Source organism: Acinetobacter sp. WCHAc060042 (assembly GCF_003231195.1).
Lineage (GTDB): Bacteria > Pseudomonadota > Gammaproteobacteria > Pseudomonadales > Moraxellaceae > Acinetobacter.
The window spans coordinates 56627-74654 of record NZ_QKVN01000009.1 but is presented as its reverse complement, the minus strand read 5'-3'; the positions used below and the strand labels follow the sequence as shown (position 1 = coordinate 74654).

Genomic DNA, 18028 nt, shown 5'->3' with positions numbered 1-18028 from the left:
TCAAACACCTTCGATCAACTAAAGCACACTACATTATTTGCCTCAGCCTTGGTTTTTGATGTTCCACGTGAAGCATCATGTAAGCAGGGAGCAAAAGTCGTTTGTATCTCAAACTAACGAGATACAAAACAAGGCATGCAAAAACAAAAAAGCTTCCTATTTTGGAAGCTCTTTTCAATCTTAACTTAACTATCAATCGTGAGTTTTAAAATCTCAGCTTTAGTATAACCACGTTCTTTTAAAAGATGTTGAATGGCTTTTTTCTCATCTTGATCTTCAAGAAATTTACAGCGTTGGATCAAACGCATATCAGTTTCAAATTGGAAATTATGACGACACTCCAATTCCTTATTGGAAGGCGTAGTAAAAAAATGCAGCACTGTTAGATACTCTCTTTCTTGCTGTTGAAGTGGCCCGCCTTCAACGAATACCTATCTAACACAACTGTTAAACACCCTTTGTGTAAATGATGACGAATCTCGATCCATTATGCAAGTTTAGGCCTCTCAAATGTTCTCTCTATATCCATTACAAGGCTAAGTGCATATCTTAATCATCGACTCAACCCGCTTTTGATCATGAAAATTCATCAGCTCATCCTGAGAATTCTTCACCCAATCTGGATTGATCTGTCTTTTAGACGTTTTAAACTGTCTGGTTTAAATATATAACCATTCAATATGTCGAAGCTCGAACGTCAGAAACTTACCCTCCCCACAGGTCATGACAAGCTGCTCCTGCATTCCTGCTGTGCACCTTGTTCAGGTGAAGTCATGGAAACCCTGATTGAATCAGGTATCAATTTTTCCATCTTTTTTTACAATCCCAATATTCACCCCGTGAAAGAATATCTAATTCGTAAAGAAGAAAATATTCGCTTTGCAGAAAAACATCATATTCCATTTATTGACTGTGATTACGATACAGACAACTGGTTTGCACGTGCCAAAGGGATGGAAAATGAGCCAGAGAAAGGCATCCGTTGTACCATGTGTTTTGATATGCGGTTTGAACGAACGGCGTTATATGCGGCAGAACATGGCTTTAGCCTAATCAGTAGCTCTCTCGGCATTTCCCGTTGGAAGAATATGCAACAGATCAATGAATGCGGACACCGTTCTGCTTCACATTATGCAGGCATTCAGTACTGGGACTATAACTGGCGCAAACATGGCGGTGCGGTACGCATGCTAGACATCAGCAAACGTGAAGAATTTTATCAACAAGAATACTGTGGTTGTGTGTATTCACTGCGGGATAGCAACCGCTGGCGCATGAGCCAAGGCCGTGAGCGCATCAAACTCGGAGAAAAGTTCTATTCCAATGCTATGGATCAGGACAGCTGATTTTAGTTCGCAGACTCCACATACCAATTTTTCCAAGAGCTGGTTCCACGTACCGCAATCGACACGGTCGGAATCAGCTTTTCTTTTAAAATCGCTGTTTGTCCAACCGCTTTGGCTAAGCGTGCTTTGACGGAATGAATGCATTCACGGTCACCAAATTCACAGCGGTCTAAGCTGGTTCCACCACAAGGCCCATTAGCCAAGCCTTTGGGGCAAGTTTCTGGGCAAATGTACAGGGTCTCGCCTAAACGGCATTGACCACAACTCTCACAGCCCACCACCGCATGCTTACTCAAATGTTCCGTTTTCAGTAATGCATTGTTGGCTTTCGTTCGATCCCAAACATTAAAATTAAAAATAAACCGCCCTACTCCTTTAGCCAGTTTAGATTCAAATAAAGCATCGTGCATCAGATGCAGATGTTGGTATTTAATGATCTGACTAGAGGTCGCAGGCCGTGAATAATAAGTCAGCTGCGGATGAAACTCTGTACCTGTTTGCACCTGCCAAAGCGTATTCCAAAGTCGTTCACACTCAGCAAAACTCAAGTGCCGATATTCTTCAATATAGCGTTCCAACAACATTTGTTCTTCAGGCTGATGGCAAGCCGATAAATGCACCCCCGCAAAGCCCAAATGTCGACACATGAGAATCTGTAATGCGCAGCGCACATAAACGCGATCACTTAAACCCTGTTCTTTTTCCTGCTGCAACACCTTCAATATATGCGGGGTGATCACAATGCCGGCTACTTTATGATTCAGCATAAACTTGGCCCGCGCCAAGGTCAGTGGCATAACGCAGGCTAAAATTTTCTGTGCATACTGATGTTGCGCTAAAAATGCATGCGCATCCTGTAAAGCAGCCATGTCATAGCCCAACTGGGTAATCACATAATCCGCCCCTGCTTTCATCTTTTTATGCAGTTTCAGATATTGTGCCTCTTTTTCCGCTTCCGCATATTTAAACGGATTAAACGCCACACCAATATGAAAACCACCTTGGCGTTTGGCTTCCATGACAGCATTCACAGACTCCAAATAACGTGTCCGTGGCTCTAAGTCATGGCTGTAGTGGTGCTGTTTTAATTTATCACCCGTTAAGAGCAACAGGTTCTTTTGACCCTGTATTTTTGCATCTTGCAAAAACTGTTCAAAGTCCTGTATATCACGCGCTTTCCCCGAAAAGTGAATGACTTTTTCAATCGCTTGTGGATACTGCTTGGCGACCATTAAAGGCGCTTCATCGTCATCCGCATGTACCCGATCGGCCAGCGTCATAGCCACAGGAAAACCTGCAAATTGAGTTTTGACAGGCGATTGGGCTTGCTGCACGCTTAAGTATTCAACCAATACGCAAAATTGTTGCTGTGCAAAATATTGAGCAAGTAAGGACATCACAGGAGAAATAATCCAGAGGATTAAAAAAAGAAGAATTATAGTACAAATCAAAAAGAGATGACGAATCGTCTGATTATTCACTACGGCACATTTAATATTTCGTTAACTCACCCTCTACCCGATGAGTGCCCCCTGATCGGATTACGCAATTGCCGTGTCCATCTCGAATTAAACTGATGCTCAAATGCAAAAAAGAATGACTTGAGCGCTCAACGACACACCAGTACCAACACAACATTTGTCTAGTCCCCTTATTTACTACGCCGATTGACTTATTTTCGATAAGATTGTTCTTTTTTATGCTTTTCAATTGTTTAAAGACTAAGCACTTTTCGGCTTTTTAAAATAAAGGTCTCTTTTCAAGCTGAGATTGACTGTGTATAACAATGGACAACTCAGGGAAATGATTCGCGCATAGGCAAAAGCCTGAAAAAAGCTTAAACTATGTGCCAATGAAAACAAATGATACGTCGTCCATGACGACAACAATGAAGGTGAAGGTTGATGCCGCTCAATACTGTTGAAGAGCTAGTTGCAGATATCCGTGCAGGTAAGATGGTCATCCTGATGGATGACGAAGATCGTGAAAATGAAGGTGATTTAGTTATTGCAGCGACCCATGTTCGCGCAGAAGACATCAACTTTATGATCACCCATGCCCGTGGTTTGGTGTGCTTAACGCTCAGCCGTGATCGCTGTAAACAATTGAATCTTCCATTAATGGTCGATGCCAATGGCGCACAACATGGCACCAACTTCACGCTTTCAATTGAAGCGGCAGAAGGTATTTCTACAGGGATTTCACCTGCGGAACGTGCGCATACCATTCAAACGGCTGTAGCGGCACATGCCAAACCATCAGACATCGTTCAACCGGGTCATATTTTCCCATTGATGGCGCAGCCTGGCGGTGTACTGCACCGTGCTGGGCATACCGAAGCAGGTTGTGATTTATCTCGCCTAGCGGGTTTAGAGCCTGCATCAGTCATCTGTGAAATCATCAATGAAGATGGCACAATGGCGCGTCGTGCCGATCTTGAAATTTTTGCTGAAAAGCATGGTTTAAAAATTGGCACCATCGCGGATCTGATTCACTACCGTATGACCAATGAACAAACGGTTGAACGGATTGATCAGCAAAGCATTGATACCGAATATGGGACTTTTGACTTATATCGTTACCGCGAATTGGGCAATCCAGATATTCACTTGGCTTTGGTGAAAGGTGAACCGAAAAAAGAAGGGGTAACCACCGTTCGTGTTCATGGTTTCAACCCTGTTCGTGACTTGCTTAAGTTCAATAAAAAGGACGGCGAGCCAGCATGGAATCTCGACAAAGCGCTGCAAGAAATCGCAAGTAGCGATCGGGGTGTTTTGGTTTGGATTGGTCAACGTCACTTACAAGACCTAGGCCCAGCCTTAGACAGCCTTACCGCACCAAAACCAACCAAATCCAATGCTGCTTTATCTCAGCAGTACCAAACCATTGGGGTTGGCGCACAAATTTTACGTGATTTAGGCGTAGAAAAGATGAAGCTTTTAAGCTCACCTTTACGCTTTAATGCACTCTCTGGGTTTAATTTAGAAGTGGTGGAATATATCACCGCACATCAAACAACTTAAAAAATCATCGAGGTTGCTATGGCAATTCGCCGTATTGAAGGTATGTTACATCTCGCTAGCGAAGGCCGTTATGCGATTTTAGTGGGTCGTTTTAATAGTTTTGTTGTCGAACATCTATTAGAAGGTGCAATTGATACATTGAAACGTCATGGTGTATCAGAGGATAATATCACTGTTGTTCATGCACCAGGCGCGTGGGAACTTCCTGTCGTGGCTAAAAAATTAGTGGCATCTGAACGCTTCGATGCCATCATTGCACTGGGTGCTGTGATTCGTGGTAGCACACCTCACTTCGACTTTGTTGCAGGTGAATGTGCCAAAGGTTTAGGCGTGGTTGGCCTAGAATCTGGTCTTCCAGTGATTAATGGTGTATTGACTACGGATAGTATCGAACAAGCGATTGAACGCTCGGGTACAAAAGCAGGTAATAAAGGTGGCGAAGCTGCTCTTACTGCAATTGAAATGGTTAACTTGTTAAAGGCTATTTAACGCTATGTCGCAAACATTGCAAGCAACTTATGCAGCAAAACGTAAAGCACGTCGCTTTGCTGTACAAGGAATTTACGAATGGCAAATGAGCCACAATCCAGTCCATGAGATTGAAGCACGTACGCGTGTGGAAAATGCCATGCACAAAGTGGATCTGAGCTATTATCATGAATTGTTAACCCAAGTGGTTGCCAATCATGAAGCATTGGATGCGCTCTTAATCCCTGTGCTTGATCGCGACGTTTCTGCGCTTGACGGCGTTGAACTTGCGACCCTTCGTTTAGGCGCATATGAACTCAAGGAACATCTTGAAATTCCATATCGTGTGGTTTTAGACGAAGCAATCGAGCTTGCTAAACACTTTGGCGGTGCAGACAGCCATAAATACATCAATGGTGTATTAGATCGTTTAGCAACAACTTTACGTGCAGCAGAAAAGCAACAAGCGAACTCACAGTAGTAGATTTGTTGTATGGCTGAGTTTTCGATCATTGATAGCTATTTTAATCGTAAGAGTCCTTATTCTGTCGATTTAGGCGTCGGTGACGACTCAGCCTTGCTCACCCCTCCTCCACAGCAACAATTGGTCATCTGTGCCGATACTCTCGTTGCTGGACGTCACTTCCCGCTTGATACCCGTCCTCATGCGATTGGCTGGAAATCTGTCGCGGTCAATTTATCTGATATCGCCGCAATGGGCGCGAAACCTCAGAGTATTTTACTGGCCTTGAGCTTACCCCAAATTGATCATGACTGGCTTAAAGGCTTTAGTCAGGGTTTATATGATTGTTGCGATCAATTTGGCGTGAGTTTAATTGGTGGAGACACCACCCAAAGCCCACATCTGACCATTTCAGTGACTGCACTGGGCTGGGTCGATATCGGCCAAGCCGTCACCCGCTCCGCCGCTCAAGTGGGTGATTTAATTTGTGTTAGTGGTACGATTGGTGATGCCGCCTTCGCACTGCAACACTTGGGTCACCCTCTGCAACAACGTTTGGACTACCCCACCCCACGCTGTGAACTGGGCCAAGTACTCAAAGGCTTGGCACATAGTATGATTGATGTGTCCGATGGCTTAGCACAAGACTTAGGTCATATCTTAAAGGCATCAAATGTCGGTGCGACCCTACAACTTGATCAACTGCCCATCAACACCGCTCTACAAGATTTAACACGAGAACAACAATGGCAATATGCTTTGGCGGGTGGCGATGACTATGAATTATGCTTTACAATAAGTCCGCAGAATTATGAAAAACTTTTGCAACAACAAAACCATACTAAGATCAACGTGATTGGAAAAGTTGACGCTCAAAGCGGTCTACGTTTTCAACAAAATGGCTTAGACCATTCATTGCAATTTACTGGATATCAACACTTTGCATAAGCCTCCTATCCTCTTTCGTCAGATGTCTGGGTACGACCGTTTCATCGTGTTTTGCGGTGTAGGTTTTGGCTCAGGACTAGCACCCAAAGCACCAGGAACATTTGGTTCAGCCTTTGCACTGCTGTTCGTCCCAATCTGGCTTGCAATTGGCTTATCCAACACCATTATTGCCATCATCTTCATGTCTCTGATCGGTATTTATATTTGCGACCATACCGCCAAAGTCATGGGGGTACATGATGATGGACGTATCGTATGGGATGAATTTGCAGGCCAATCCATCACTTTCTTGCCTGTACTGTATTTAGGGCAAATGAATTGGCTCTGGCTGTTGTTTGGTTTTGCCTTATTCCGCTTATTTGACGTATGGAAACCCTGGCCAATTCATGTCATTGACCAAAAAGTCGATGGTGGTTTCGGCATCATGCTTGATGACATTATTGCTGGTCTTTGGGCCGCACTTTGTATTGGGCTTTATTTTTATTTCACCGTGGCCTAGGCCATTTTTAGGATTAGAACATGTCAACGACTGTTATTATTCTTGCTGCAGGTAAAGGAACGCGTATGCGTTCGACGTTACCCAAAGTGCTACAACCACTTGCAGGGCGTCCTTTACTCGGTCATGTGATTGAAACAGCAAAAAAAATCCACGCTGAAAACATCATTACGATCTATGGTCACGGTGGCGATCGGGTTCAATCAGCTTTTGCAGATCAAGACATTAAATGGGTTGAACAAGCAGAACAACTCGGTACTGGGCATGCGGTACAAATGACCCTGCCCGTTTTACCTCAAGATGGTATTTCCCTCATTCTCTCTGGTGATGTGCCTTGCATTAGCCAGAATACGCTACAAAAACTATTAGATGCATCGAGCCAAACTGGTATCGGCTTAGTCACACTCACTGTGGATGATGCAACAGGCTATGGTCGTATCGTCCGTGAGAATGGTCAGATTCAGGCGATTGTTGAACATAAAGATGCAACAGAGCAACAGCGCCAAATCAAAGAGTTTAATACCGGCATTTACTGTGTGAGCAATGCCAAATTGCACGAATGGTTACCCAAACTCAGCAATAACAATGCGCAAGGCGAATATTACCTGACAGATATTGTGGCAATGGCATTGGCTGATGGTTTGACCGTTGCCTCAGTTGAGCCTGAACAAGCCTTCGAAGTTGAAGGGGTCAATGACCGTATTCAGCTGGCAGCTTTAGAACGCCAGTTCCAAGCAAATCTAGCTAAAAAACTCATGCAACAAGGTGTGCATTTAATTGATCCTAGTCGCTTTGATCTTCGTGGTAACTTAGTCGTTGGACAAGATGTGCGCATTGATATCAATGTCATCATTGAAGGCGAATGTGAATTCGGTGACCATGTAGAAATTGGCGCAGGCTGCATCATTAAAAATACCAAAATCGCGGCAGGCACCAAAGTTCAGCCTTATAGTATTTTTGATCAAGCTATTGTCGGTGAAGATGCGCAGATTGGACCTTTTGCCCGTTTACGCCCAGGTGCCAAACTCGCGGCTGAAGTGCATATTGGCAACTTTGTAGAAGTCAAAAACTCAACGGTCGGTGTCGGGTCTAAAGCCAACCACTTTACTTATTTGGGTGATGCTGAAGTGGGCAGTGGCTCTAATATTGGTGCAGGAACCATTACCTGCAACTATGATGGTGCAAACAAATTTAAAACCATCATTGGCGATCATGCCTTTATTGGTTCAAATAGTGCTTTGGTTGCCCCAGTCACCATTGGCAACGGCGCAACTGTCGGGGCTGGCTCAACCATCACCCGCGATGTCGAAGAAAATAGTTTAGCGGTAGAACGTTCTAAGCAGTTTACGAAAGAAAACTACCAACGTCCGCAAAAGATCAAGAAATAAGAGGAATTTGTTATGTGTGGTATCGTCGGTGGCGTTGCAGAACGTAATATTAGTAATATCCTCATCGAAGGTTTAAAGCGTCTAGAATATCGTGGTTACGACTCTGCGGGCTTAGCTCTCATTAACCAAGGCCATGTTCTACGTGAACGTCGTGTCGGTAAAGTAGCCAATCTGGGTGGTGCGGTTGAAGAATCACAGATTATCGGTTCATTAGGGATTGCACATACTCGCTGGGCAACCCATGGCAAACCAACTGAAAACAATGCACATCCGCATATTTCAGGCAACGTTGCTATCGTACACAATGGCATTATTGAAAACTATCAAGAACTTAAAGATGATCTTGAAGCACGGGGGTATGTATTTACCTCTCAGACCGATACCGAAGTGGTTGCCCACCTGATTCATGATGCATTGAAGTCAACGCCAAGTTTACTTGAAGCAGTCAAACAAGTCGTGCCACAGCTTAAAGGAGCTTATGCTCTCGGTATCGTACATACTGATTATCCAGATGAACTGATTACCGTGCGTGAAGGTTCACCTTTGGTCATTGGCGTAGGTATTGGTGAAAACTTTATCAGCTCAGACCAATTGGCGCTGCTTCCGATTACCAACCGATTTATTTATCTCGAAGAAGGTGATATTGCGCGTCTCACTCGTAATAGCATTGAAATCTTTGTTGATGGTCAATTGGTTCATCGCCCAGTAAAAGAGTTAGATGCGACCGTCAGCAATGCATCAAAAGGCGAATATAAACACTACATGCTCAAAGAAATTTATGAGCAACCTGAAGCGATTCAACAAACCATTTCACAAGCCTTAAATGGCAATGCCCTACGTGAAGATTTCCTTGCGAATGCTGTTGCAGATTTATCTCAAATTCAGCAAATCCAAATCATTGCCTGTGGTACCAGTTACCATGCGGGTATGATTGCAAAATATTGGTTTGAACAGCTCATTGATCTGCCTTGCCAAGTGGAAATCGCGAGTGAATTTCGCTATCGTACACCAGTGATTGTCAATAATACCCTATATGTCTGTATTTCTCAGTCCGGTGAAACAGCAGATACTTTAGCTGCCCTGCGCGATACTCAAAAGCGTGCTACAGCAAAAGGCTTAGACATCATTACGATGACCATTTGCAATGTCGCAACATCTTCCATGGTACGTGAAACCAACCATAGCTTATTAACTCTGGCAGGTCCTGAAATTGGTGTTGCATCCACCAAAGCATTTACCACGCAGCTCGCAGCGCTTATGTTGTTGGTACTCAAAATAGGTACGATTAAAAATCGTATCTCTACACAACAGGTGGCTGAGATTACCGCTGGACTTTGGCACTTACCTAAAGTCATTTTAGATACTTTACGGAACGACGCTGAAATTCTCCGCCTCTCTGAACTATTTGTAGAGAAACAGCATTGCTTGTTCCTTGGTCGTGGGACTCACTTCCCTATTGCACTCGAAGGTGCATTGAAACTAAAAGAAATTTCTTATATTCATGCAGAAGGCTATGCAGCTGGCGAACTTAAACACGGCCCACTCGCTTTAGTTGATAATGAGATGCCAGTGGTCATTCTCGCACCGCAAGATGACATGCTCGATAAACTCAAATCCAATATGGAAGAAGTCCAAGCGCGTGGCGGGGAACTCTTTGTCTTTGCCGATGAAAACAGTGGCATCCAAGCCAAAGACCGCCAACATGTGGTCTATGTGCCAAGCATCAGCCCTGTATTAGCTCCGATTGTTTATAGCGTTCCTGTGCAGCTCTTGTCCTATCATGTTGCCGTACTTCGAGGAACCGATGTCGATCAGCCTCGAAACTTAGCTAAATCCGTAACTGTTGAATAATAACGTTTAAAGGGCTGACTTCCAGCCCTTTCATTTTTAAATAGGGTAATAAAATGACTTTAACCTGCTTCAAAGCCTACGACATCCGTGGAAAGCTTGGCACAGAACTCAATGAAGATATTGCATATAAAATTGGTCGTGCTTATGGGCAAATTTATCAACCAAAAACAGTTGTGATTGGTGCCGATGTTCGTCTAACCAGTGAAAGCCTTAAACAAGCAACCATTCAGGGTTTAAATGATGCAGGCGTAAATGTTCTTGATCTGGGTATGACAGGTACAGAAGAAGTTTACTTTGGCGCATTCCATTTAGATGTCCAAGGTGGTATTGAAGTAACGGCCAGCCATAACCCTATGGATTACAATGGGATGAAACTGGTTCGCGAGAACTCACGACCAATTAGTGCGGATACAGGTTTAAAAGAGATTCAAGCGCTTGCTGAATCAGGCAACTTTATCGACGCTACTCAAAAGGGGCTTGTAGAAAAATACAATATCCTACCTGAATTTGTAGATCACCTCATGACCTACATTGACCCGACTAAGATTCGCCCAATGAAACTTGTCACCAATGCAGGTAATGGTGCAGCAGGGCATGTAATTGATGCGATAGAAGAAAAATTTAAAGCATTAAATATCCCAGTCGAGTTCATCAAAATCCACCATGAGGCTGATGGCAATTTCCCAAATGGAATCCCTAACCCTATTTTAATCGAAAACCGTGATAGTACCAGCCAAGCAGTACTTAAGCACGGTGCAGATATGGGGATTGCTTGGGATGGGGACTTTGACCGTTGTTTCTTGTTTGATGAAAAAGGCCAATTCATTGAAGGTTATTATATTGTTGGCCTCTTAGCACAAGCCTTTCTACTCAAACAAGCGGGTGAAAAGATTGTGCATGACCCTCGTTTAACCTGGAATACATTAGATATTGTTGAGAAACATCAAGGGATCGCTGTCCAATCTAAATCAGGCCATGCATTCATTAAAGATGTAATGCGTGAGCACAATGCTGTATATGGTGGTGAAATGAGTGCCCACCATTACTTCCGTGATTTTGCTTACTGTGATAGTGGAATGATTCCGTGGTTATTGGCTGTTTCTGTACTCTCTGAAACAGGTCAATCTTTATCTTCATTGGTTGAGGATATGATTGCAAAATTCCCGTGCTCAGGTGAAATTAACTTCAAAGTTGCCGATACACAAGTCACCATTCAAAAGATCTTTGATCATTTTGCTGACCAAAATCCAGTGATTGATCAAACTGATGGCGTGAGTTTAGATTTTGGTATTTGGCGTCTAAATGTACGGGCTTCAAATACTGAACCACTATTACGCTTAAACATTGAAAGTGATGCAAGTAAAAACCCTGAAGCAATACAAGTCTATGTCGATCAGTTGACCCAACTTATCCAAGCTTAAGCAATAGTTAGCCACAAATAAAAAACCATTCAAACGATTTAACATCGTTTGAATGGTTCATATATAGATAATTTTTCAAGAAAGTCTTTTTAACTTAGTAAAATAAAGAGCGATCCAAAGGAATTTCAACCCCTAAAGACACGCCGCTATCTCCACCATACACGTCAGAGTCACTGACCCAACCACTTAATTTCAACGGCGTATTCGGACGAAGATAATGTGTCCACGTTAAATCCAGAGCTTTGATTTCATCTTTTTGTGGAAAAGCATGATTGATTTCAAGTCCTGACTGATTCACTTTTGCCAACAAGATGCGACCATTTAAACGATTCATTTTATCGAAACGAATATCTCCACCTAAACTATACATCTGACCATCACCGCCCATAGCGTGACCTAAAGGGAATCCATGTTGGTAGTAACCATCCGTATAATTATGATGATTATATGAATAACCCCAAACATCACCATTGGTACGTGTATCTGCCCATTCAGTATAAAGCTGGAACGGCATATTCTTCACTTGTGAGGAATAATCGAGTCCTGCCAAATACATTTTCCGAGATGGCAGTAAACCTGATTCATCTTCACCGACAAACTGCCCATACAAACTCAATGGAACTTTAAACCATTGTTGTAGATTTAAACGCGCATCTAGGCCTGCAATTTGGTTTGAGGCATTTCCCTCTCCAGTACACCCACTATCATCACATTCGTTATCTTTACCAATAAAAGCATTCCAATAGGCTTTGAAACTATCAGGTTGACCTTGACCATCTATTTGGAATGTACGTGATGCACCCAATTCAAGATAAGGTAAAGGTTGGGCTGTTAAACGCATTCCCAAGAGATTTGTATTTGGCACGGCCTCATAATCATCTAATCGGCCAGCAAAAACTTGATACTGCCAAGGGCCAATCCAAGACAGCCATTTCGTTTCAAATGCCTTTTGCTCAGCGCGTTGCATTGTAAAACCGTATACTGGACGACTTGCATCCCCTCGAATTAGACTACCATCATGTCCAGGCCCCCAATAGGTCGGAATTTGCCCTGCAATCAACCATTGATTCCACAACTTTCCAGCTAAATATGACCCTTCAACATTCACATCATGCCCATTATCAATAATAGGGTCTTTTTCAGCATTAACACGCAGTCTTGCATCCCACTGCGCCCCACCAGCATTGAACTCAACAGCCGCTTGATATTGTGATTTTTGTTCATCTGCAAAATGTTGCGGTACATTTTGGGGATCAGATTCAGCATATAAACTGGCTTTGGCCGTTGTATTTTCCGCACTTAAAGCAGCTTGCACGGAGTCCAAGACTTGCTGCTGAACTTGATTATCAATCTTTGCATTAGATAAAGCACGTTGTATTTCATCACCACTTAAAGGCCATGTAGACGTGCTAATTTGAATCACACCTTGTTGATTTAACCAATTTAAATCAGTTCGTAAGTCTTCATTATTTAAAACAATTCCTTGTGCAATTGCTGGCAAAGAAAGTGCAGATAAAACCGCAAGTGACAAAAATCTAATACTTTGATATCTCATAAATATTCTTCATCTAAGTTCATTTTTAAAAAACATCATAGCGATGTTTTTTAAAATAAGGGAATAAATACATGATTGTTTGCATAATCAATACATGACAGAGTTTTAAAATATTGTATCAGTCCTGCATAAAACCATTTGGGTTTTGCTTTTGCCAGTTCCAGCTATCAACCAGCATATCTTCTAACCCAAATTTTGGCTGCCAACCTAATTCAGCAACCGCCCGAGCATTATCAGCAAACGTTGTTGCAACATCCCCTGCCCGACGTGGTGCGTACTCAAAGGGAATACGCACATTATTGACTTTCTCAAAGGTATCCTTGATTTGCTGTACAGAAATCCCATTGCCTGTACCAATATTCCAAACACGGCAGCCTGTATCATTCAGCCTGTTCTGAATCGCCAACACATGTGCACAAGCCAAATCAACAACATGAATATAATCCCGCACCCCTGTACCATCTGGGGTATCGTAATCATGACCAAATATTGACAACTTTTCACGTCGCCCTACTGCAACCTGAGTCACAAATGGCATTAAATTATTTGGAATCCCATGTGGATCCTCTCCAATTTGGCCACTTTTATGTGCGCCAACAGGATTAAAATAACGCAGTAAAGCAATGGACCAAATAGCGTTTGACTCGGCAAGCTTTTGTAACATTTGCTCAACGATCAACTTGGTATAGCCATAATTATTGCTTGGCATTCCTGTTGGCATATCTTCACTTAACGGTGATAAATTTTTTTCATCATAAACTGTTGCTGATGAACTAAAGACCAATTTAAACACTTTGGCACGAATCATCGCTTGAACAAGATTAATCGAGCCTGCAACATTATGGTCAAAGTAAGCATGTGGAATGACCTGACTTTCGCCAACTGCTTTTAAACCAGCAAAATGGATGACCGCATCAATCTGATGCTGTGCAAAGATCTGATCTAAAATCTGCGCATCGCGAATATCACCTTGGATAAAAGTTAAACTTTTATTTGCTAAAACTTGAACTCTCGATAATGACACTTCCGAGCTGTTTGATAAATTATCTAAGACAACAACTTCATGTTGAGCATTCAATAATTCCAAACAAGTATGTGAACCAATATAACCAGCCCCACCAGTGACTAATATTTTTGCCATTTTATTTTCCAAGTAAAATATCTAATAGACCACGGGTAGAGCTATCAAAATCAACATAATCTTTTTCTGTACCAGTCAAAATTGGAAGTACTTGATTCGCAATTTGTTTACCTTTTTCAACTCCCCATTGGTCAAAAGCATTGATATTCCAAAGTACAGATTGCACAAATACTTTATGTTCATACAACGCAACCAACATACCTAATGTATAAGGATTCAGTTCTTTAAGCAAAATGGTTGTACTGGGCTGATTACCCTCATATTTTTGATAATTCTCTAGACCCGCCACCTCTTCAGCATCAAGTGCCTGATTACCAAAGGCCAATAGTCGAGACTGAGCCAAACAGTTTGATAGCGCTAAATGGTGTTGATCAATCAATGCATTGGCATTTTTTACATAGGTAAATTGGTTCGCAGCATAACGATTAACGGGTGCAATAAACTCACAGCTCACTTTATGCGCACCTTGGTGTAACAACTGATAAAAAGCATGCTGTGCATTTGGACCCACTTCACCCCAAACGATAGGACATGTCTCTAATTCAACTTTTTGACCATTACGCTGAATCGACTTACCATTTGACTCCATCTCAAGCTGTTGTAGATATGCCGAAAAATACTTTAAACGACCATCATAAGGTAAAATAGCCTGCGTCTGAATTCCTAAGAAGTTATGATTCCATATCCCTAAAATACCCATAAGAACAGGAATATTCTGGCGTAAAGGGGCATTTTGGAAATGCTCATCAATTGCATGAGCACCTGCAAGTAAGCGCTTAAAACCATGTACACCGATATTTAATGCAATCGGCAAACCAATACACGACCATAAAGAGTAACGACCGCCGACCCAGTCCCAGAGTAAAAACTGATTATGGCTTGCTATACCCCATTCCGTCATTTTCTCTGGCTTAGTTGATACGCCAATAAAATGATGCTGATCTACCGCTTCTGATTGGCCCAATTGCTTTTCAAGCCATTGGCGTGCAGTTTGCGCATTATAAAGCGTATCAATCGTTCCAAAAGACTTTGATGAAATAATAAATAATGTCGTTTCTGGGCGTAATTGATGCAGTAAATCTGAAAGTTGGCTACCATCCATGGTAGATACGAAATGCATTTTCAGTGGTTTGACTGTATTGACTTTAAAATCAGACAGAGCGTGACTCACCATTAATGGCCCTAGATCAGACCCACCCACACCAATATTGACCACATCTTGTATAACTTCACCCGTTGCACCACGGTACTGGCCCGCATGAATTTTCTCAACCAATGCATACATTCGCTCTAATTGCTCATGTACTTTGCCTGCTAATTTAGGATGCTGCTCATCATGTTTCGGTAAACGAAGCGCCCAATGCATAGCTGCACGCTGTTCTGTATAGTTAATTTCTTCTTCTGAAAATAAACGTTTCGTCCAAGTGGGAAGATCCCGAACTTGTACAAAATCAATCAATGCACTGATTACAGACTCATCAACACGATGCTTACTAAAATCAAAAGTGATTTCATCATATTGAACAGAAAAATGCTTAAATCTTTGGTCATCTTCGGCAAAAAAAGTATTTAAGTGCTTCTGGCCAATGGTTTTACTTAAGTGTTGTAAATGTTCAAGTGTTGTTGCTAGCGTTTTTTTAGGAAAAATAGTTAAATTTATCATTATCTTCCTACTCCCATATATGCAAAACCCTGACTTTTAACATAATCAGGTTGATAAATATTACGTCCATCCAAAATCAAAGGATGGGCTAATTTAAGTTTTAATTGCGTATAATCAAGTGACCAATATTGCTTCCATGCAGTTAGAACACATAAACCGTGTGCCTGATTCACCGCGTCATACTGATCTTCACATAAAATTAAATTATCACGTTCACCATAAATTGTGTGTATTTCTTCTAAGGCCTGTGGATCATGCAAACGAACCGTCACACCTTGTGCCCACAGTGCGGCAAGCATCGGATGAATAGGTGAAAAACTGGTACTTGAGGTATGTTGCTTAAAAGCAGCCCCCCAAATTGCAATGGTTTTTCCAGCTAAATTTCCATGATAATAATTCCACAGCTTACGGAATAGAAACTCCTTTTGCTGCTCATTAATATCCCAAACTTGTCCCAGAAGTTGACTTTTTGTTCCTGTATTACTGATGGTATTTGATAGAGTCAAAATATCATGTGAAAAATTTTCTCCACCAAACCCCGCTCCAGAATACAAATATGATTCCCCTATACGGCTATCCGCAGCCATCCCATCACGAACATGGGCAATATCAATACCTAATTTCTCGGCAACCGCAGCTAGATCATTGACATAACTAATGCGCGTTGCCAACATGCCTGAAATACTGAGTTTGGTAAATTCAGCATCTAAAACTGGCATAAACAAATATTGCTGAGGTCGGGGAAAAATTGGGCGTAACATTTCTTCTAAATGATCCTGTGCTTGTTGATCGGCACAGCCAATAATCACCTTAGAAGCACTCGTCACACTTTTAAAAGCCTGACCTTCTTGAATAATATCGGGAAAATAGACCCAATGATCGTCTGTTAATACGGCTTTTAATTTTTCAGTACCGTTAAGACCAAACGTAGAGGCATTAATCATCAATTTCGGATGAATAATCGTACGCATTTTTAGTTGCTTAGCAACACCAAGTGCCTCCCCCTCTTGAGCTGGATTAAAACTAAAAAAATAAGCATCTATGTCTAAAGGTAGGGCTGCAAAATCACAATAGCTTAGAAAGCCACTTTTGTGCTGTTTCTCCAAAGAACGCACTACATCTTGGTCTCTAAGGTTGAATAGCGCTGTATGGTCTTGTAAATCATTACAAATAAAGACCTGATGTCCACTCTCTGCAAGTAATGATGAGATAACACCCGCATACAGCGTTGTACCAAACATTGCGATTTTCATGGCTCATCCCTCTTTTTTTTATAACTCTAACTCTTTAATCAGTGCTTTAAACTCATCACCTAACTTGGGATGGTCAACACCATAACGTAAAACTGCTTTCAAATAGCCAATTTTGCTACCACAGTCAAAAGTACGCCCTTTCATACGATAGGCTTCAACAGGTTCAGACTGCTGCAACATTGCAATCGCATCTGTCAGTTGAATTTCATTCCCTGCACCTTTCGGTGTTTGTTCTAGTAAAGTCATGATTTTGGCAGGCAATACATAACGCCCAACAACAGATAAATTTGACGGTGCAGTCCCAATAGCTGGTTTTTCTACAATCCCCTGCATAATGATGCTTTCGCCCTCTGCAGGAGTTTCAGCAACATCGACTATACCATATTGATCCACCATGCTATCTGGAACGGATTCAACCATAATCTGTGCCGCTTTTGAAACATTGTAGCGCTCAATCATTAAGCTTAAATCGTTGCGCGTATCACTATCTTTAACCAAGACATCAGGCAGGAGCACAGCAAAATCATCATCACCAACAATAGATTTAGCACAAAGAACAGCATGGCCAAGCCCTAAAGGTTGTGGTTGGCGTACACTAACAACACTTACACTTGCAGGTAAAATGTCGGTAATTTCTTTAAGTAAATCAAACTTCTTTTTTTGTTCTAATGTCGTTTCTAATTCAAAGTTACGATCAAAGTAGTTTTCTATAGATGCTTTCGATGAATGTGTGACTAAAATGATTTGCTCGATCCCAGCAGCTACTGCTTCTTTGATGACATACTCAATTGCTGGGCGGTCTACCACAGTAACCATTTCTTTAGGAATCGCTTTACTTGCAGGCAAGAATCGGGTACCTAGTCCAGCCACAGGAAGAATCGCTTTTTTAATCATCGAAGTTACACTTTTTCATCAAAAAATTATTTATTAACACTACACTATTTTTTATTTCAAAATGTTTAAAAATAGTGCAAACAACCCAAAGTTTGTATAAACGTATCAAATATTGAAA

At 41.9% G+C, this 18028-nt stretch carries 16 protein-coding genes; 9 read left to right on the top strand and 7 right to left on the bottom strand.

Annotated features, from left to right (window positions below):
- Positions 1-185 precede the first annotated feature (185 nt).
- Positions 186-308 (bottom strand): hypothetical protein, encoded by a 123-nt coding sequence (locus DPG01_RS19005; protein ID WP_265733404.1) that lies wholly within the window; start codon positions 306-308, stop codon positions 186-188.
- 372 nt (positions 309-680) lie between these two features.
- Between DPG01_RS19005 and DPG01_RS05755 the strand changes: the two genes are divergently transcribed.
- Positions 681-1346 carry an epoxyqueuosine reductase QueH gene (locus DPG01_RS05755; protein WP_086210688.1) on the top strand — a complete coding sequence of 222 codons (666 nt, stop codon included), beginning with the start codon at positions 681-683 and terminating at the stop codon, positions 1344-1346.
- 2 nt (positions 1347-1348) lie between these two features.
- Here the strand turns inward: DPG01_RS05755 and DPG01_RS05750 are convergent, their stop codons facing one another.
- The gene (locus DPG01_RS05750) at positions 1349-2743 is read right to left on the bottom strand and encodes a methylenetetrahydrofolate reductase C-terminal domain-containing protein (RefSeq protein WP_110974459.1); all 1395 of its coding nucleotides are present in this window, start codon (positions 2741-2743) and stop codon (positions 1349-1351) included.
- A gap of 507 nt (positions 2744-3250) precedes the next feature.
- Here DPG01_RS05750 and ribBA point away from each other — a divergent pair.
- Genes ribBA through DPG01_RS05710 form a run of 8 tightly spaced genes read left to right on the top strand, consistent with a single transcriptional unit; the run spans position 3251 to position 11404 of the window.
- Positions 3251-4369 carry a bifunctional 3,4-dihydroxy-2-butanone-4-phosphate synthase/GTP cyclohydrolase II gene (gene ribBA / locus DPG01_RS05745; RefSeq protein ID WP_110974458.1) on the top strand — a complete coding sequence of 373 codons (1119 nt, stop codon included), beginning with the start codon at positions 3251-3253 and terminating at the stop codon, positions 4367-4369.
- Positions 4370-4387: 18 nt separating this feature from the next.
- Complete coding sequence (ribE, locus tag DPG01_RS05740; protein WP_004684294.1) at positions 4388-4858, top strand: 6,7-dimethyl-8-ribityllumazine synthase; 471 nt, start codon at positions 4388-4390, stop codon at positions 4856-4858.
- Positions 4859-4862: 4 nt separating this feature from the next.
- The gene (nusB, locus tag DPG01_RS05735; protein WP_058952409.1) at positions 4863-5318 is read left to right on the top strand and encodes a transcription antitermination factor NusB; all 456 of its coding nucleotides are present in this window, start codon (positions 4863-4865) and stop codon (positions 5316-5318) included.
- A 12-nt stretch (positions 5319-5330) separates the two neighbouring features.
- The gene (thiL, locus tag DPG01_RS05730) at positions 5331-6248 is read left to right on the top strand and encodes a thiamine-phosphate kinase (protein WP_110974457.1); all 918 of its coding nucleotides are present in this window, start codon (positions 5331-5333) and stop codon (positions 6246-6248) included.
- Positions 6226-6747: a phosphatidylglycerophosphatase A gene (locus tag DPG01_RS05725; protein WP_110974456.1), complete on the top strand. Its 522-nt coding sequence runs from the start codon at positions 6226-6228 to the stop codon at positions 6745-6747. Before thiL ends, DPG01_RS05725 begins: the two co-directional genes overlap by 23 nt.
- 20 nt (positions 6748-6767) lie before the next feature.
- Positions 6768-8132: a bifunctional UDP-N-acetylglucosamine diphosphorylase/glucosamine-1-phosphate N-acetyltransferase GlmU gene (glmU, locus tag DPG01_RS05720; RefSeq protein ID WP_110974455.1), complete on the top strand. Its 1365-nt coding sequence runs from the start codon at positions 6768-6770 to the stop codon at positions 8130-8132.
- A gap of 12 nt (positions 8133-8144) precedes the next feature.
- The gene (gene glmS / locus DPG01_RS05715) at positions 8145-9983 is read left to right on the top strand and encodes a glutamine--fructose-6-phosphate transaminase (isomerizing) (protein WP_086210693.1); all 1839 of its coding nucleotides are present in this window, start codon (positions 8145-8147) and stop codon (positions 9981-9983) included.
- A 53-nt stretch (positions 9984-10036) separates the two neighbouring features.
- The gene (locus DPG01_RS05710; protein WP_110974454.1) at positions 10037-11404 is read left to right on the top strand and encodes a phosphomannomutase CpsG; all 1368 of its coding nucleotides are present in this window, start codon (positions 10037-10039) and stop codon (positions 11402-11404) included.
- A gap of 94 nt (positions 11405-11498) precedes the next feature.
- Here DPG01_RS05710 and DPG01_RS05705 read toward each other — a convergent pair whose 3' ends face one another.
- The 5 genes from DPG01_RS05705 to galU form a co-directional block, all read right to left on the bottom strand.
- Entirely contained in the window at positions 11499-12965 is a 1467-nt protein-coding gene (locus DPG01_RS05705) for a capsule assembly Wzi family protein (protein ID WP_171327362.1), read from the bottom strand.
- 112 nt (positions 12966-13077) lie between these two features.
- Entirely contained in the window at positions 13078-14100 is a 1023-nt protein-coding gene (gene galE / locus DPG01_RS05700) for a UDP-glucose 4-epimerase GalE (protein WP_110974452.1), read from the bottom strand.
- Position 14101: 1 nt separating this feature from the next.
- Complete coding sequence (gene pgi / locus DPG01_RS05695) at positions 14102-15763, bottom strand: glucose-6-phosphate isomerase (RefSeq protein ID WP_110974451.1); 1662 nt, start codon at positions 15761-15763, stop codon at positions 14102-14104.
- Complete coding sequence (locus tag DPG01_RS05690; RefSeq protein ID WP_110974450.1) at positions 15763-17016, bottom strand: UDP binding domain-containing protein; 1254 nt, start codon at positions 17014-17016, stop codon at positions 15763-15765. Before DPG01_RS05690 ends, pgi begins: the two co-directional genes overlap by 1 nt.
- 18 nt (positions 17017-17034) lie before the next feature.
- Positions 17035-17910: a UTP--glucose-1-phosphate uridylyltransferase GalU gene (galU, locus tag DPG01_RS05685; RefSeq protein WP_110974449.1), complete on the bottom strand. Its 876-nt coding sequence runs from the start codon at positions 17908-17910 to the stop codon at positions 17035-17037.
- Positions 17911-18028: the final 118 nt, after the last annotated feature.

Bases quoted from the DNA above. Each gene is read 5' to 3' on its own strand.
- glmU (WP_110974455.1), top strand. From the start codon at position 6,768: ATGTCAACGACTGTTATTATTCTTGCTGCAGGTAAAGGAACGCGTATG.
- ribBA (WP_110974458.1), top strand. From the start codon at position 3,251: ATGCCGCTCAATACTGTTGAAGAGCTAGTTGCAGATATCCGTGCAGGT.
- DPG01_RS19005 (WP_265733404.1), bottom strand. From the start codon at position 308: ATGCGTTTGATCCAACGCTGTAAATTTCTTGAAGATCAAGATGAGAAA.
- DPG01_RS05690 (WP_110974450.1), bottom strand. From the start codon at position 17,016: ATGAAAATCGCAATGTTTGGTACAACGCTGTATGCGGGTGTTATCTCA.
- DPG01_RS05755 (WP_086210688.1), top strand. From the start codon at position 681: ATGTCGAAGCTCGAACGTCAGAAACTTACCCTCCCCACAGGTCATGAC.
- galU (WP_110974449.1), bottom strand. From the start codon at position 17,910: ATGATTAAAAAAGCGATTCTTCCTGTGGCTGGACTAGGTACCCGATTC.
- ribE (WP_004684294.1), top strand. From the start codon at position 4,388: ATGGCAATTCGCCGTATTGAAGGTATGTTACATCTCGCTAGCGAAGGC.
- pgi (WP_110974451.1), bottom strand. From the start codon at position 15,763: ATGATAAATTTAACTATTTTTCCTAAAAAAACGCTAGCAACAACACTT.
- DPG01_RS05750 (WP_110974459.1), bottom strand. From the start codon at position 2,743: ATGTCCTTACTTGCTCAATATTTTGCACAGCAACAATTTTGCGTATTG.
- thiL (WP_110974457.1), top strand. From the start codon at position 5,331: ATGGCTGAGTTTTCGATCATTGATAGCTATTTTAATCGTAAGAGTCCT.
- glmS (WP_086210693.1), top strand. From the start codon at position 8,145: ATGTGTGGTATCGTCGGTGGCGTTGCAGAACGTAATATTAGTAATATC.
- galE (WP_110974452.1), bottom strand. From the start codon at position 14,100: ATGGCAAAAATATTAGTCACTGGTGGGGCTGGTTATATTGGTTCACAT.
- nusB (WP_058952409.1), top strand. From the start codon at position 4,863: ATGTCGCAAACATTGCAAGCAACTTATGCAGCAAAACGTAAAGCACGT.
- DPG01_RS05710 (WP_110974454.1), top strand. From the start codon at position 10,037: ATGACTTTAACCTGCTTCAAAGCCTACGACATCCGTGGAAAGCTTGGC.